This window comes from Solibacillus sp. FSL R7-0668, from assembly GCF_038006205.1.
GTDB lineage: Bacteria > Bacillota > Bacilli > Bacillales_A > Planococcaceae > Solibacillus.
This window is the reverse complement of record NZ_JBBOUU010000001.1, coordinates 1,740,513-1,754,861: the sequence shown is the minus strand read 5'-3', so window position 1 is coordinate 1,754,861 and position 14,349 is coordinate 1,740,513. Positions and strand designations below refer to the sequence as shown.

Here is a 14,349-nt window from a genome sequence, read left to right as displayed (position 1 = left end):
TGAATCGATGATCGTCAATTTTTAGGGATTCAAAACCGTATTAGGTTAAACAATTATTCGCAATACAACGATATTAATACTTGGAGTTGAAAAAAATTGGATCATTTATTAGCATGTATGAAAATTATTGGGGATGACACCATACAACGCACACAGTTAGCCCATCGAATGGCATTAGTCGAAGCTTTCCAAATAAAAGAGGGTATGTGTGTATTAGAAATTGGCTGTGGTCAAGGGGATACTACCGTAGCATTAGCAGAAGCTGTTGGTAAATCAGGCAAAGTGGTTGCCCTTGATATCGCTTCACCGCACTACGGGGCGCCGATTACACTTGGGGAAGCTTCTGATACAATCAAGCAATCTCCACTCGGGGCTCGAATTGACTTTCATTACGAAACAGACTTTTTAGTATTTGATACCGTTGAAAGGTTCGACGCTATCATATTATCACACTGCTCTTGGTATTTCTCGAATCCACAGCAGCTACTTGCCTACTTTCAGAAAATGAGTTCAATGACAAATCGTCTTTGTTTTGCTGAATGGGATGTTGACTATACAGAAAGGAACCAACGCTCCCACTTTTGCGCAGTCCAAATTCTTGCCCTTTCTAGTGCCTTTTTCGGTGGGGATGGCAATATACAAAACGTCTTCCATAAAGCACAAATTCAAGAAATGCTAGCGCAAGCAGGGTTTAAAGTCCAGCAGCCAATACTAATTGACGCGACATACTTACAAGACGGCGAATGGGAAATTGATTACGCAAATGAGTTGTACGAGCAGTTACAGCAAGCACCCATGGTGATTCAAACATTAGCTACGAGCTATTATCATTTAATGAATCGAGATGAAGCAAATCGGCAATCATTAAATAGCTTTGTGATCATCGCTACACAATGACATACACATTAAGTCTGCCTTAGAAAAAGGGATGAATTCAACCTTCTTCATGTCGAATTCATCCCCATTTTTTTATCTACTTAGGAATGCATCCAGTTGCACTAAAACCGCTCCCGCAGTACCCTGTATCATTGCATCAAAGCCCTGTGTATGCGTACCAACTTCTAAATTAATATATACAAGCTTACCTTTAGCCATCTTCGGTAATTGGTTAACCGGATATACTTCAAGGCTCGTGCCAATCACAAGCACAACGTCTGCACTTTGTACGGTATTGAATGTACGATTCCATGCCTCTTGTGGTAATGCCTCGCCAAATAACACAACATTTGGGCGCAAATGATGCATGCAATACGTGCATACTGCGTTTTCCATAAAATGCGACTTACTATGTGGCTTCCTACATTTTGCACAGCGAATCGTCACAATATTCCCATGAAGCTCTGCTACATCCTTATTTCCCGCTAATTGATGAAGCCCATCGACATTTTGAGTTGCAACGAGGGCAACTAATCCGCGCTGCTCCCAACTTGCTAAAATTTCATGGCCTTTATGTGGCTTAGCCTGTTCAAGTGCTTCGATTCTTAGCTGGTAAAACTCACGAAAAAGTGCATAATTTCCCGCAAGGCTTTCAACCGTTGCGACCGTTCGCGGATCTACAGACTTCCACCAACCTGCCTTCGAACGAAAATCAGGTATACCCGATTCCGTCGACATGCCGGCACCCGTTAAAATGACCGTAGATGTGGAATGTTGAAGCCATGATGCTACCGTTTCAATCATATTCATCCCCCCAAAATGGCTGATTTTTCAGTAGCATAGCAAATTTTCAATGCTGTGCCAACTACTCATTCACCACTTCAAGAAGCGTATTCGTTAATAATGCAAAACGTTCTACCACTTGGTCTTTTAAAATATGCTCATGTTTCGCGTGAATACCGTCACCTACTAATCCAAGTCCATCCAATGTAGGGATATAAAGTGATGTAAAATTGCCATCACTTGCCCCTCCTACTGCTGCTTCCTCTAGATTAAAGCCAAGTTCTTTTGCTTCTTCCTGTGCCGCTTCAAATAAGTCTTCGCTTTCTTCGTCTCGCTCCATTGGCGGTCGATTAATACCGCCATCAATATCGATTTTAATACGTACATCATGTGGCTTTAGATGTTCAAAGTAATCATCAATCCGCTCCTGCTCTCCTCGCGTTACAGAACGAACATCCACACCGAGATGTGCCTCATCTGGAATGACATTCAATTTTCCACCCCCCTGCACCATACCGACATTGAGTGTTGTGCCCTTATCAAAATCATTTAGCCCTTCGATATCTAAAATTTGTCGAGCTGCTTCGGTAATAGCACTTACACCATCACGTGGATTATTGCCCGCATGTGAAGCAACACCTTTAATGTTCAATAAATAATGCGATGTGCCTTTGCGTGCAATTTTTAAAGCACCTGATACAGCCACAGCTGGCTCCAAAATAAATGCAGCAATCGATTTTTTGGCCTCCTCCTCAATTAGCGCTCTTGAAGTGGGGCTTCCTAATTCTTCATCACTATTTAAGAAAAATACAACGCGACGCTTTAATGGTAAATTAAACTGTTGGACGTATTTGAAAAACCAAATAGCACTAATTAAACCCGATTTCATATCTAAAATACCTGGGCCAAAGATTTTATTGTCTTCAATGCGAAACGGTAATGCTCCTTGATCCCACACCGTATCATAATGACCAATCATCAATATTTGCTCGACACCTTGACCCATTTCAAAGCGTAAATGGTTGCCATTATGCTCCATCGCATATTCAGTTGCTTTCATATTAAAATACTCATAAAACATTGATTGAATAAGCTCCTTACACAAATCCAACAGCTCTTTATTATGTGATGGCGAATCGGCTATTACTAGTCGTTTTATATCTTCAAGAATGTCTTGCTCATGCAGTATAAAATAGGCTTTCGCTTCCAAATAATCGCCTCCCTTTGTCAATATATTCCCTAAAAAATAAAATGCCAAAGTAGAGAACTTAGGCAATGGGTGAATTAGATTTTTTACTTCTTGCTATCGAATTAAGCTAAATATTATGAGCGGCCTATTCCAGTATTTGATTTGCCAAATCTCAAAAAAAGAATACCGTTCTTTTGCTTACCTTCTTCCTTTTTACTGCCTGTTAGCTGTATTCTAAAAGGCACTAAGAAGAAACTATATACTGTTATTTCACAAGCTCTATCCAACCGCTCCCTTTGATTGTGACTCGCGGTGTTTCGTATTTTGGCGGTTCGTAGGAATAAATGATTTTATCATAGTCATCTTTTACGACATAAACATTCATATATTGGATTTCATTGATTAATTTACGAATTTGATTTTTATCTTGCGCCAAGTCCTCATTGCGATGATTTAATAATAGGAGCAGCTCATTCTTTATATTTAACACGTCATGTTCATCAGCACGACGGATCACACTCTTTGGTAAATTTAAAAATTCATCAATTTTCATTAAGTTTAATTCCATGTCTTGTTCTCCCCTTATGGCAATTTACTATCGTATGTTCTTTACCCAATTTCACCATTTTAACCCTTTATTAGACATGGCAAATAAAAAAATTAAGCAGCCCCAGAAATCGAGAGCTGCTCCGTGTAGATAGGTAAAATTTTGGTTTGAAATGAATGAAATCGGTCGTCCTAATTATTTGTACTACTATCCTTCGATAATCGCTTTAAAAAGACGTTCACTTGGTCAATGGTTTGCTGTATTTCGCGGTCAAAGACGTCATTATGCGTAAAGTAGCTATGAACAATACCTTCCATGACGATTGCCGTTGTTTGGACACCTGCTTGTCGTAATCGCTTCGCAAATTCAAGTGCCTCGTCTCGTAATACATCATTTTCAGCCGCAAATAGAAGCGTAGGTGGAAAATGCGAATAATTCGTCAATTGAAGAGGACTTATGAGCGGATTGCTGGCATCATTTTGTGACGTTATATAATAGTCACCGAACCACTGCATCACCTCTCGATCTAAGCCAAAGCCTTTTTCAAATAGTGAATAAGAGTTTGTACTATAGCTTAACTCTGTAACAGGATAGAGTAATATTTGTGATGTAATAGACCATTCGTTTTGTGCAGCCAATTGACTTACCGCTACTGCTAAATTGCCTCCCGCACTGTCACCTGCTACAGAAATCCGGTTGGTATTCCCCCCAAAGCTTGAGGCATGCTCTCTCACCCATACAAAACTATCGAACGCATCAAAAACTGGAGTAGGGAATTTAAATTCAGGTGCTAATCGGTATTCGACAGATACAACAATTTGATTGGCTTGCTGCGCTAAATACGAGCAGCTTTCGTGACAAGTATTTAAATCATTTAACACCCACCCCCCACCGTGATAATAAACAATAATATCAAAAGGCCCTTGTCCAACCGGTGTATAGATTCGAACCGCAATTTGATGCCCATCTCGCATCGTGATTGCTTGCTGCTTAATTGATTTTAATTTTGCAACAGGACGCTTAAGTTTTGGTGCTTTTGCGCGCATTTCTCTTGCCTCTTGTGCCGTCATCGTTACTAATGATGGAAGGGCATTTGCTTTTATTAAATATTTTTTTGTATGTTCATATAAGTTTGCCAAAACGTTCACAACCTTTTCTTTCAATCCCTATTTGTTTACTATGATATAATCATAAACGATTAAAAAGGTAATTGCAAATCATTTAACAACTAGCTATACGAAAAAAACCGCTCCACGAAAATGGCTCGTGTAGCGGTGTTTCTTACATTTTTTTTAATTTTTCATATTCTAATTGCAGTTGTTCAATACGTTTGCGGCCTTCTTCACGATTACGAACCGTTTCAGCCTGAATTTGTTTTGTCTCTTCAATTCCCGCCATAATCGTTTTCCAAGTTGTTTCGATTGTTTCAACCTTGATGCTTGGGCTACCAGCCTGACGCGCGATATTGACCGAATTTTGACGGACGTTTTCAGCATTGCGAACAAGCATTTCATTTGTACGGCGGTCTAATTCAGCCATTGAATCCGACACGAGCTTTTGACGCTGTATTGTGACAGCATGAATTAACCCCTGTTTGAATATAGGAATGGTTGTAACGAATGCTGAATTGATTTTACCGATTAAGTGGTTATTCCCCTGCTGCATCAAGCGAATTTGCGGTGCTGATTGGAATGATACTTGCTGGGCCATTTCTAAGTCGTAGCCACGCTGCTCTAATAGCTCGATTCCACGTCTAATCGTTTCAAGCTCCATAATCGCTTCTTGATCACCTGTTTCGGCTTTGGCATTTAGGACAGGCAGTTGTTGGCGTAATTCTCCTACTTTTAAATCAATTGCTGCGACATGTTCACTTAAAGAATGGAAGTAATTTAAGTTTTCATCATACATTTGTTCTAGTTGCACAGTATTTTGCTTCATTTCAATTTCGTATTTTTGAATTTCGGTGTAAACTGCATCTACTTCTTTATTCATGGAATCGTATTTAGATAAAATACGCTCTAACTGCTCTTTACTTTTTGAGAATAATCTTTTTAAGAATCCTTTTTTCTCTTCTTCTTGGAAATCCTGAGGGTCAAAACGATCCATAATTTTATTTAAATTATTTAAAAGCGTTGTCGATTTTTCAAGATTGCTTTGTTTGATTGTTGCTAGCATGCGGTCTGAAAACGTAGAAATGCCCTGCGCCGTTTCCTTCCCGAACTCTAATACAGCAATTTGATTTTTGACGTCGATTTTTTGTGCAAGGGTTTGGACTTGTGGTTGCTGCTTTAGCTGCTCTTGGCGTTGACGAATTTGTGAAAGCTCTTGTTCTGACACAAGTGGCTTTACTTGTTGTGGAACGATATCCGTTGTTTGTGTCTGTTGATTTCGTTTATCTAAGTCTTCGAATAATGGATTTTCTGACATATCTATTTCCCCCGATCATTGTACTAATTTATCTTACGAATAAGCCGCTAAAAGGTTTCATTTTACCTACCACAAATTATACGTAATTTATCGTGTTTTTACGAATAATTTACAGGATTAATAAACAAAAAGAACAAAAATTGTAAACCCAAAGAAAGAGTAGTATTATTATACTATTATTCTGAAATATCAATTATACATTCTAGGAGGTTATTTTCCATGAGATCATCCATCCGATGGCGAATTATTAGTATTGTTGTGCTGATTGTCATTGTCGGGATTGGTTCATTAGCTTCGGTTAGTTCGATGATGATTAAAGACAAAACAGTCGAGGCAGTTGTCGGACAAAGTGAGGCAGTAGTAAAACAAGTTTCACAAACGATGAATTCTTTTTTACAAGGCTATGAACAATCATTACAAAATATGGCACTCTCTGACGATGCCAAAACATTTGCGCAAGCAGACCGCACTTTTAATGAGGAAGCGGATAATCACTATCGAAAGCAATTATCTAATTTTATCGCTAGTTTCCCCGAAGCCTCATCCATTTATTTCGCAGATGAAAATATGATCACCATTGAACCACATTTTGATGGAATCCAAGATATCGATGCAACAACACGCTCATGGTATATCAAAAGTATGAACAATCCCGGTAAGGTGCAGTGGACATCACCCTATATTGATAAAGCTACTGGCAACTCAACCATCACCGGTTCAGTTACCGTTCAAGATGGCAACAACATTATTGGGGTGCTTGGTGTAGATATATTGTTGGATAATTTAACGTCAATGGTCGCTACTATTGAATTAGGCTACGAAGGGATACCTGTTATTATTGACAACGAGGGCATGGCAATCGTTCACCCTACCTATGCAGGAGAAAATATTAAAGATCAAGATGCCATTTCAAAAGTATTGCAAGCTTCAAGCAATTCAGGTTTTGTAAATTCACTCATTGAGGATGTAGACCATATTATTGTATATAGTAAAATTCCTGAAATCGGCTGGAATATTGGTGCAATGTATACAGAACAAAAATTAAACGAAACAGCGAGCAGTATTCAAAAAGTCATCTTCATTATTACAATTATCATTATCGCTGTGATGTTTGTCGTATTACTAGTTGTTATTTCAAAAATGCTAAAGCCGTTGCAAACACTTGGCCTATTAATGGAACGCGTAGCAAACGGCGATTTAACAGCCAAAATAAATTTACAATCCAAGGACGAAATTGGTCAGCTTGCGAATAATTTTAATCGAATGATTGATGAAATGAAGGAGATTGTACAAGTCGTGCAACAATCCTCTACTCAAGTGGAACAGCGCTCACAGCATTTAAGTGCGATGGCAGAAGAAACAAATGCTTCAAGTATCCTCGTTTCTGAGGCCGTAGCAGAAATTGCCGCAAGCACAAATGAGGCTTCTGAGCAAAGTGAAGAAGTGACAAACCAAACAAACGAATTAGGAAATCACATTAATTCACTTGAACAGCAAACAACGGAACTACACGCTGTAACAAAGCAAGCTAGTGAACTCAATGAAGATGGCCAACATAATATGCAAGAGCTATTAAGTAGCTTTGAGCATTCCCAATCAAATTTCCAACTAATGGAACAGGTCATTTCAAGCTTAGAACAAAAGATTTCAAGCATTACAGAAGTAATCGATACAATTAGCGCTATTTCCGATCAAACCAATTTACTTGCGTTAAATGCATCTATTGAAGCTGCTCGTGCAGGTGAGCATGGGAAGGGCTTCGCTATTGTAGCCGAGGAAGTACGTAAATTAGCCGAGCAAACAGCTGTCGCAACAGAGCAAGTACATACAACGATTACGACATTACAGCAAGAATCAAGCACCATTTCACAGCAAATGCACGAAATAGAAAAATCAGTCGCAACACAGGGCACTGTCGTTACGAATACAAAGCAAACCTTCTCTGATATTTCGAACAGTATGCAAGAGATTGAACACACATTTGACTCCCTCGCTATTGAAATTACCGCGATGATGCACAGCAAGGAAGATGTCATTCATACAATTGAAGAATTAGCATCCAATTCTCAGGCGATTGCAGCAACTTGTGAGGAAGTTAGCGCTTCAAGTGACGAGCAGCTTGCTTCCATTCAATTAGTAGCAGAAGAAAGCGAACAACTCAATTTACTGAGTAATCATTTAGCTAGTACCGTAAAGAAGTTCACAATCTAAACAAAAAATGCCCTTTTATGCGCAAAAGGGCATTTTTCCAGTCTACTGTTGGGGGAGAGACTTAACACCCATACAATTTGCATGAGCATAAATATAAAATACCCAATAATAGCTGAAATAAACAATAAATTTTTATTGCCACTCTTTATTTCGAATTGGCTTTAACATTATTCCAATGATTAAAACACAAAGTCCAATTAGGGCAGCTGTTGTAAATAATCCACTATATCCATTTTGTGCGGCTAATTGCGTTACTTCATTGACTGAAATTAACACAACTTCTTTTAATGTAGGATCTTGAATCGTTTGGACAGCCTCCATCATTTGTTGCTGTGAATAGTCCCCACCTGCTGCAAATTGCTGACCAATCGCAGCAAGTTCGACAGTTGCTTGTTGGGATAACTCCGCAGCTTGCACATTATTTTGTAAAATCGTTGGGAAATCCGATTTAAATAGGCTCGGTAATTCAATAAAACCACGTGCAATGAATCCTGCATAAATCGTTGGCGCTAATGTCATCCCAATCGTTCGAATGAGTGATAACGATGCTAAGGCAGTACCTTTGTTTTCCTGTAGTTTTTCTGTTGCTAAAATATTCAAAGGTGCCCCTAAAAGTACCCCCATCCCAATTCCTGCAACAACTGAAGCAATGATGAATTGCCATTTTACCTCGACCCAAGCTGGGAATAAATAAAAACCAATTCCCGCAACTAACCCTGCAAAAACGACCGCTAAAATTGGACCACGCTTATCAACAAGCACTCCGCCTAAACCCGCCCCTACTCCTGCAGCCAATGCAAGTGGCGTCATCCAATAACCCGAGTGCGTAGCGGATATGCCAAGAACTTGCTCCGTAAATGCTGGAATAAAGATCATCCCTGTCAGCATACCTCCAGATAAAAAGCCTAGTACTAGCGTGATTAAATACGTCGGCTGACGCATTAATGAAACGGGTAAAATCGGGTCTCCCCCGTTTCGCTCCAACCGCGTTTCATAAAAGTAAAGACCAACCAGTATTGCTAAGCCTGTTAATATGAACGGATAGACATTCGTTGCAAGAAGTGACTCAAAGAAGGTCACACCCTCAATATTTGTTAAGCCATACATAATGCCTAAAATCGCGATTGAAAGAAGGACCGTTCCTGTCATATCAAGCTGACCTGGTGTTGGATCGGTTGTTTCTTGTAATTTTGTTATCCCTAAAAGGACTAAGATAATGGCAATCGGCACATTAATTAAAAATAACCAATGCCAGCTACCAGTGAAATCCAATATCAGACTCCCTACATTTGGTCCAAGCACAGCGGCCATCCCGTTCATTCCACCAAGCATGCCAAGCGCCTTTCCTTGCTTTTCGGCAGGTAACGTACTGACAACATAAGAGGTACCGATGATAAAAATACCACCCCCGCCCATCGATTGAATGAAGCGAGCAATTAAATAAAAGGTAAAATTCGGACTCAGTGCTACTAATAGAGAGCCGATACCAAACAAAGCAATTTCAACGATAAATAATTTTTTACGTCCATAACGGTCCGATAGCTTCCCTACAATTGGTACACTGATTGCTAAACCGAGCGTATAAATCGTGACACCCCATGCACCCCAGTTTGGAGATACACCAAAAGAGCTATTAATAGTCGTTAAAGCCGCACTAATAATGCCGTTATCCAGTGCCGCCATAAACACACCAATAGCGAATAATGTAATTGCCCACGATTGAGACGATTTTACATTCTTCATAAAAAGGACACCTTTCTATTATTTTTTTCCTATTATACTCTTAAGTCCAAAAATAGGAAAATAAAAAAGATGCTCAACAAAGCCGTTGAACACCTCAGGTCATTACACTAATAAACTTTTTGCTTTTTCAATTTGAATTTTCACTTGCTCAAAGCCCGTTCCACCTAAAGAATTTCGACGACTAACCGCAGCTTCTGGTGCTAAAACGGCATAGATGTCTTCTTCAATAAGTACTGATTCTTTTTGCATTTCTTCTAAAGGTAAATCTAATAAGTAAATCCCCTGTTGAATACATGTAAATACTAACTTCCCTGTTACTTCATGTGCTTCACGGAATGGCATCCCTTTTGTTGCTAGATAATCGGCTAATTCCGTCGCATTTGAGAAGTCTGAATGCACCGCGCTATGCAGACGAGGTTTGTTGATCGTCATTGTGCGCACCATACCTTCAAAGATTTTTAATGAGCCCAGTACGGTTTCCATCGTATCAAACATGCCTTCCTTATCTTCTTGCATGTCTTTGTTATACGTAAGTGGTGTCCCTTTTAATACCGTTAGTAAGCCTACTAAATTACCGAATGCACGTCCTGCTTTCCCACGAATTAACTCGGCCATATCTGGATTTTTCTTTTGTGGCATGATCGATGAACCTGTAGAAAAGGCATCGTCCAGCTCGATAAATTTAAATTCATCTGTAGACCAAAGAATAATTTCCTCAGCAAAACGAGATAAATGGGTCATTAATAATGCCGAATTTGATAAAAATTCAACGATAAAATCACGGTCACTTACCGCGTCCATTGAATTGGCATAGACATCTGCAAAACCAAGAAGCTCTGCTGATTTTAAACGATCAATCGGGAAAGTTGTCCCAGCCATCGCCCCAGCACCTAATGGTAAAATATCCACACGCTTCATCGACTCATTAAAACGCTCTTTATCGCGCTGTAATTGCCAGAAATACACCATTAAATGATGCGCAAAACTAATTGGCTGCGCACGCTGTAAATGGGTATAGCCTGGTGCAATTGTCTCAATATGTTGCTCTGCTTGCGTAATAATGGTATTTTGGAAGTTTTCGATTAACCCGACTACTTCAGGCACACGTTTTTTTAAGAACAAATGCATATCTGTTGCTACTTGGTCATTACGTGAACGGCCTGTATGTAATTTACCTCCAACTGGTCCGATTAAATCGATTAACATTTTTTCTAAGTTTAAGTGAATATCCTCATTGGCTACTGTAAATTCAAGCTCGCCAGCTTCAGCCTTCACCTTTAATTGTGCTAAGCCTTCTAAAATTTTCGCAACGTCCTCTGCTGGTAAAATGCTTTGTGCACCAAGCATTGTCACGTGTGCTACTGAACCTTCGATATCTTCTAATACTAATTGTTGGTCAAAGCCGATCGATGCGCCGAATTCATCGACCCATGCCTCTGCTGACTTTTGGAAACGTCCGCCCCATAATTTTGCCATAGTTGTTCTCTCCTAACAGCTCTTATCCTATTTTCAGTTAAAAGAAGAAGCGACTCGGGCTCCGAATCGCTCTCTTGTATTACTTTATTTAATTTCAGATGGTAATTTTGTATTTTTTGCTACTTCTGAAGCAACCACTGTTGGCATACCCCATAACTCGATGAAGCCTACAGCTGAAGCATGGTTGAACTGATCGTGTTTAGAGTAAGTTGCTAATTCCTCAGAATATAAAGAGTTATCAGATTTACGTCCTTCCACGATTGCGTGACCTTTATAAAGTTTCACACGCACTGTACCATTTACATACTTTTGAGTTTCTTTTAAGAATGCTTCTAAAGCAGTACGGATTGGGTTGAACCAAAGACCGTTATAAATGATTTCAGATAATTTATGCTCGATAATTGGCTTAAAATGAGCCAGTTCTTTTACTAATGTAATATCCTCTAATTCTTTATGCGCTGTTAATAATACTTTTGCGCCAGGAATTTCGTATACTTCACGAGATTTAATCCCAACTAAACGGTTTTCTACGTGGTCAATACGGCCAATACCGTGTGCACCTGCTACCTTGTTTAATTCTTGAATTAAATCCGCTAGCTTCATTTCTTGACCATTTAATGCTACTGGTTTACCCGCTACGAATTCGATTTCTACGATTTCCGCAGTATCTGGTGTATTTTCAAGTGCAACTGTTAATCCATAAGCTTCTTCTGGTGGTGCTACCCAAGGGTCTTCCATTACACCCGCTTCGTTTGCACGACCCCATAAGTTTTGGTCAATTGAGAATGGTGAGTCAAGTGTTGCAGGAATTGGCACACCATGCTTTTGTGCATATTCGATTTCTTCATCACGGCTCCAGCCCCACTCACGTACAGGAGCTAACACCTCTAAATCTGGGTTTAATGCTTTAATCGAAACTTCGAAACGTACTTGGTCATTCCCTTTACCTGTACAGCCGTGAGCTACAGCATCGGCATTTGTTTCTGTTGCGATTTCAACTAATTTTTTCGAAATTAACGGACGAGATAATGCAGATACTAATGGGTACTTTTGCTCGTACCAAGTGTGACCTTGTAATGAGATTAATGCATAGTCCTCAGCGAACTCATCTTTTGCATCAATCATATATGATTCAATAGCACCTACTTGAAGCGCTTTGTTTTTAATGAACTCTAAATCTTTTCCTTCACCTACGTCAAGACATACTGCGATTACGTCCCAACCTTGCTCCTTTAACCAAGGAATTGCTACTGATGTATCTAGACCACCTGAATATGCTAATACGACTTTCTTGTTTGCCATGATAATTGCCTCCAAAATGATGTATGTTTATACAATTTAATAAAAGTTTATACAAAGATAGTATCATGTAATAATCATAAACGCAACTGTATTTTTATAAAATTTTAGACTTTTTAGAGGGTTCGAAAAACAAATATAGCTTACCATTTAATCTTCACTCGTTTACACTAACTTTTGCTATTATTTGTTGAATAATGCTAATTATCTTCATACAAAAATATTGTATATTTTATTAATAGCTTTCATGCTAAATGAAAGCACTCTATTCCAAAAGAAAGCCTCCCATCAACATAACTATGATAATGGAAGGTTTCTAGAGATTTATTCATTTACATGCAGGCTCGTGTAGTTTAAATACTTTTTAGTTTTTCTATTATATATACATCGAAACGAATAGTTTTCTAAAAGTTGGTAGTTATTTTTTATTGAAAAATCCTTTACCTACAAATTCTACTACGGATGGTGCAACGGCATACAGTTTACTTGAGAGGCCCATAATTCGAGGTAGATTTACCTCACGTGGACGTTTTTCAATCGCTCGTACTACTTCTGCAGCAACCTTTTCGGGTGAAATTAGAAATTTTTGAATCGCATTTCGATAAGCATTTGTCGCATCTGCCTTTTGAATAAAGGGTGTATCAATCGGTCCTGGGTATATACCCGTTACCGCAATTTTGTGTTCAGCAAGCTCCAAACGTAGCCCATTTACAAAGCCAGTAATCGCATGCTTACTTGCCGCATAGACACTTGCCTTTTTCGTTGCCACCTTCCCCGCCTGTGAACCGATAAAAATAAAGTGACCATTTTGCTTTTGTATCATAGTCGGTGCAATACGCTTTACCAAATAAATCGGTGCACGTACATTGACCTCGAGCATTTGATCCACTTCATCGTCAGTGAGATCATAGGCATTTTCAAAATAACCGAGTCCCGCATTAATAATTGCTACATCTAATAGTGGAAGCTGTGCTGTAATGCGATCAATATCGTCACGGCTGCGCATATCTCCCTTAATCGCAATCGCCCCTAATTGCTTTAATGCCTTTATTGCCACTTCATTTCTTCCCGTTGCATATACGGTATGGCCTTGTTCAATCAGCATTTCGGTCATTTTTCGTCCAATGCCACTTGTTGCACCTGAAATAAATATCGTTTTCTTCATAATATACCTCTCGTACTTATCCGTTATTTTTTTCATCTACAAAACAAAAACTAGATACATCTACATGCTCTAGTTTCTTGTGATCCCAAATAATTCAGTTAATGCGTCTTTTGAAGCCAATACATCCGCTAATGTATAAGAATCTAAGACAGCAAAGTATGCCTTTAATGCTTGATTAAGTGCAAATTTCAGTTGACATTCCGCCGAAATTTTACATAAATTACTTTCTGGATTGAAGCATTCAACAATATGGAAGTCTTCCTCGGTTTTACGCACAACCTCGCCAATATTAATATCTTTAGGGTCCATAGCTAAGCGAATCCCACCGCCACGACCTCGAATCGTTTCGATATATCCGTGTTGCCCTAAATCATACGTAACTTTCATTAAATGGTTTTTTGAAATTTGATAGGCGTCTGCTATCTCTTGAATCGTTGCTAAATGGTCCTGACCACGCACCCCTAAATATAAGAGCGTACGTAAAGAATAGTCTGTATATACGGTTAAGCGCACGGTTTTCACCAACTTTCTACATATTAGTATAACATTTTCTCACAATAGGTCGAGAATTCTGACTGATTTTTAAAGATGTATTTTAAATATAGGTTTGTGACAATTTTGTTAAAGATGTAT

Annotated in this window: 12 protein-coding genes; 2 read left to right on the top strand and 10 right to left on the bottom strand. The window is 39.0% G+C overall.

Annotated elements, in window-relative coordinates:
- Window positions 1-96 precede the first annotated feature (96 nt).
- Window positions 97-897: an SAM-dependent methyltransferase gene (locus MKX47_RS08500; protein WP_340772993.1), complete on the top strand. Its 801-nt coding sequence runs from the start codon at window positions 97-99 to the stop codon at window positions 895-897.
- 72 nt (window positions 898-969) lie between these two features.
- Here the strand turns inward: MKX47_RS08500 and MKX47_RS08495 are convergent, their stop codons facing one another.
- The 5 genes from MKX47_RS08495 to MKX47_RS08475 all read right to left on the bottom strand — a co-directional run bounded on the left by MKX47_RS08495 (window position 970) and on the right by MKX47_RS08475 (window position 5,822).
- Window positions 970-1,680, bottom strand: coding sequence for an SIR2 family NAD-dependent protein deacylase (locus MKX47_RS08495; RefSeq protein WP_340772990.1), 711 nt, complete (start codon window positions 1,678-1,680; stop codon window positions 970-972).
- 61 nt (window positions 1,681-1,741) lie between these two features.
- Window positions 1,742-2,869, bottom strand: coding sequence for a M20 family metallopeptidase (locus MKX47_RS08490; RefSeq protein ID WP_340772988.1), 1,128 nt, complete (start codon window positions 2,867-2,869; stop codon window positions 1,742-1,744).
- A gap of 244 nt (window positions 2,870-3,113) precedes the next feature.
- Window positions 3,114-3,416, bottom strand: coding sequence for a cytosine deaminase (locus tag MKX47_RS08485; RefSeq protein ID WP_340772986.1), 303 nt, complete (start codon window positions 3,414-3,416; stop codon window positions 3,114-3,116).
- 170 nt (window positions 3,417-3,586) lie between these two features.
- Entirely contained in the window at window positions 3,587-4,534 is a 948-nt protein-coding gene (locus MKX47_RS08480; RefSeq protein ID WP_340772983.1) for an alpha/beta hydrolase, read from the bottom strand.
- A 142-nt stretch (window positions 4,535-4,676) separates the two neighbouring features.
- Window positions 4,677-5,822: a toxic anion resistance protein gene (locus MKX47_RS08475; protein ID WP_340772980.1), complete on the bottom strand. Its 1,146-nt coding sequence runs from the start codon at window positions 5,820-5,822 to the stop codon at window positions 4,677-4,679.
- Window positions 5,823-6,041: 219 nt separating this feature from the next.
- Here MKX47_RS08475 and MKX47_RS08470 point away from each other — a divergent pair, with 219 nt between their 5' ends.
- Window positions 6,042-8,033, top strand: coding sequence for a methyl-accepting chemotaxis protein (locus MKX47_RS08470; protein ID WP_340772978.1), 1,992 nt, complete (start codon window positions 6,042-6,044; stop codon window positions 8,031-8,033).
- A gap of 132 nt (window positions 8,034-8,165) precedes the next feature.
- Here MKX47_RS08470 and MKX47_RS08465 read toward each other — a convergent pair whose 3' ends face one another.
- From MKX47_RS08465 to MKX47_RS08445, 5 genes are all read right to left on the bottom strand, one after another.
- The gene (locus tag MKX47_RS08465) at window positions 8,166-9,776 is read right to left on the bottom strand and encodes an MFS transporter (protein WP_340772975.1); all 1,611 of its coding nucleotides are present in this window, start codon (window positions 9,774-9,776) and stop codon (window positions 8,166-8,168) included.
- A gap of 102 nt (window positions 9,777-9,878) precedes the next feature.
- Window positions 9,879-11,252: an argininosuccinate lyase gene (gene argH, locus MKX47_RS08460; RefSeq protein ID WP_340772973.1), complete on the bottom strand. Its 1,374-nt coding sequence runs from the start codon at window positions 11,250-11,252 to the stop codon at window positions 9,879-9,881.
- Between the two features lie 84 nt (window positions 11,253-11,336).
- Entirely contained in the window at window positions 11,337-12,554 is a 1,218-nt protein-coding gene (locus MKX47_RS08455; RefSeq protein WP_340772970.1) for an argininosuccinate synthase, read from the bottom strand.
- A 415-nt stretch (window positions 12,555-12,969) separates the two neighbouring features.
- Window positions 12,970-13,716, bottom strand: a complete 747-nt coding sequence (locus tag MKX47_RS08450) for an SDR family NAD(P)-dependent oxidoreductase (protein ID WP_340772967.1) — start codon at window positions 13,714-13,716, stop codon at window positions 12,970-12,972.
- 69 nt (window positions 13,717-13,785) lie between these two features.
- Entirely contained in the window at window positions 13,786-14,229 is a 444-nt protein-coding gene (locus MKX47_RS08445; protein WP_340772963.1) for an RrF2 family transcriptional regulator, read from the bottom strand.
- Window positions 14,230-14,349: the final 120 nt, after the last annotated feature.

Coding starts and splice junctions, on each gene's coding strand:
- MKX47_RS08475 (WP_340772980.1), bottom strand. CDS start 5,822: ATGTCAGAAAATCCATTATTCGAAGACTTAGATAAACGAAATCAACAG.
- argH (WP_340772973.1), bottom strand. CDS start 11,252: ATGGCAAAATTATGGGGCGGACGTTTCCAAAAGTCAGCAGAGGCATGG.
- MKX47_RS08485 (WP_340772986.1), bottom strand. CDS start 3,416: ATGGAATTAAACTTAATGAAAATTGATGAATTTTTAAATTTACCAAAG.
- MKX47_RS08465 (WP_340772975.1), bottom strand. CDS start 9,776: ATGAAGAATGTAAAATCGTCTCAATCGTGGGCAATTACATTATTCGCT.
- MKX47_RS08450 (WP_340772967.1), bottom strand. CDS start 13,716: ATGAAGAAAACGATATTTATTTCAGGTGCAACAAGTGGCATTGGACGA.
- MKX47_RS08470 (WP_340772978.1), top strand. CDS start 6,042: ATGAGATCATCCATCCGATGGCGAATTATTAGTATTGTTGTGCTGATT.
- MKX47_RS08455 (WP_340772970.1), bottom strand. CDS start 12,554: ATGGCAAACAAGAAAGTCGTATTAGCATATTCAGGTGGTCTAGATACA.
- MKX47_RS08495 (WP_340772990.1), bottom strand. CDS start 1,680: ATGATTGAAACGGTAGCATCATGGCTTCAACATTCCACATCTACGGTC.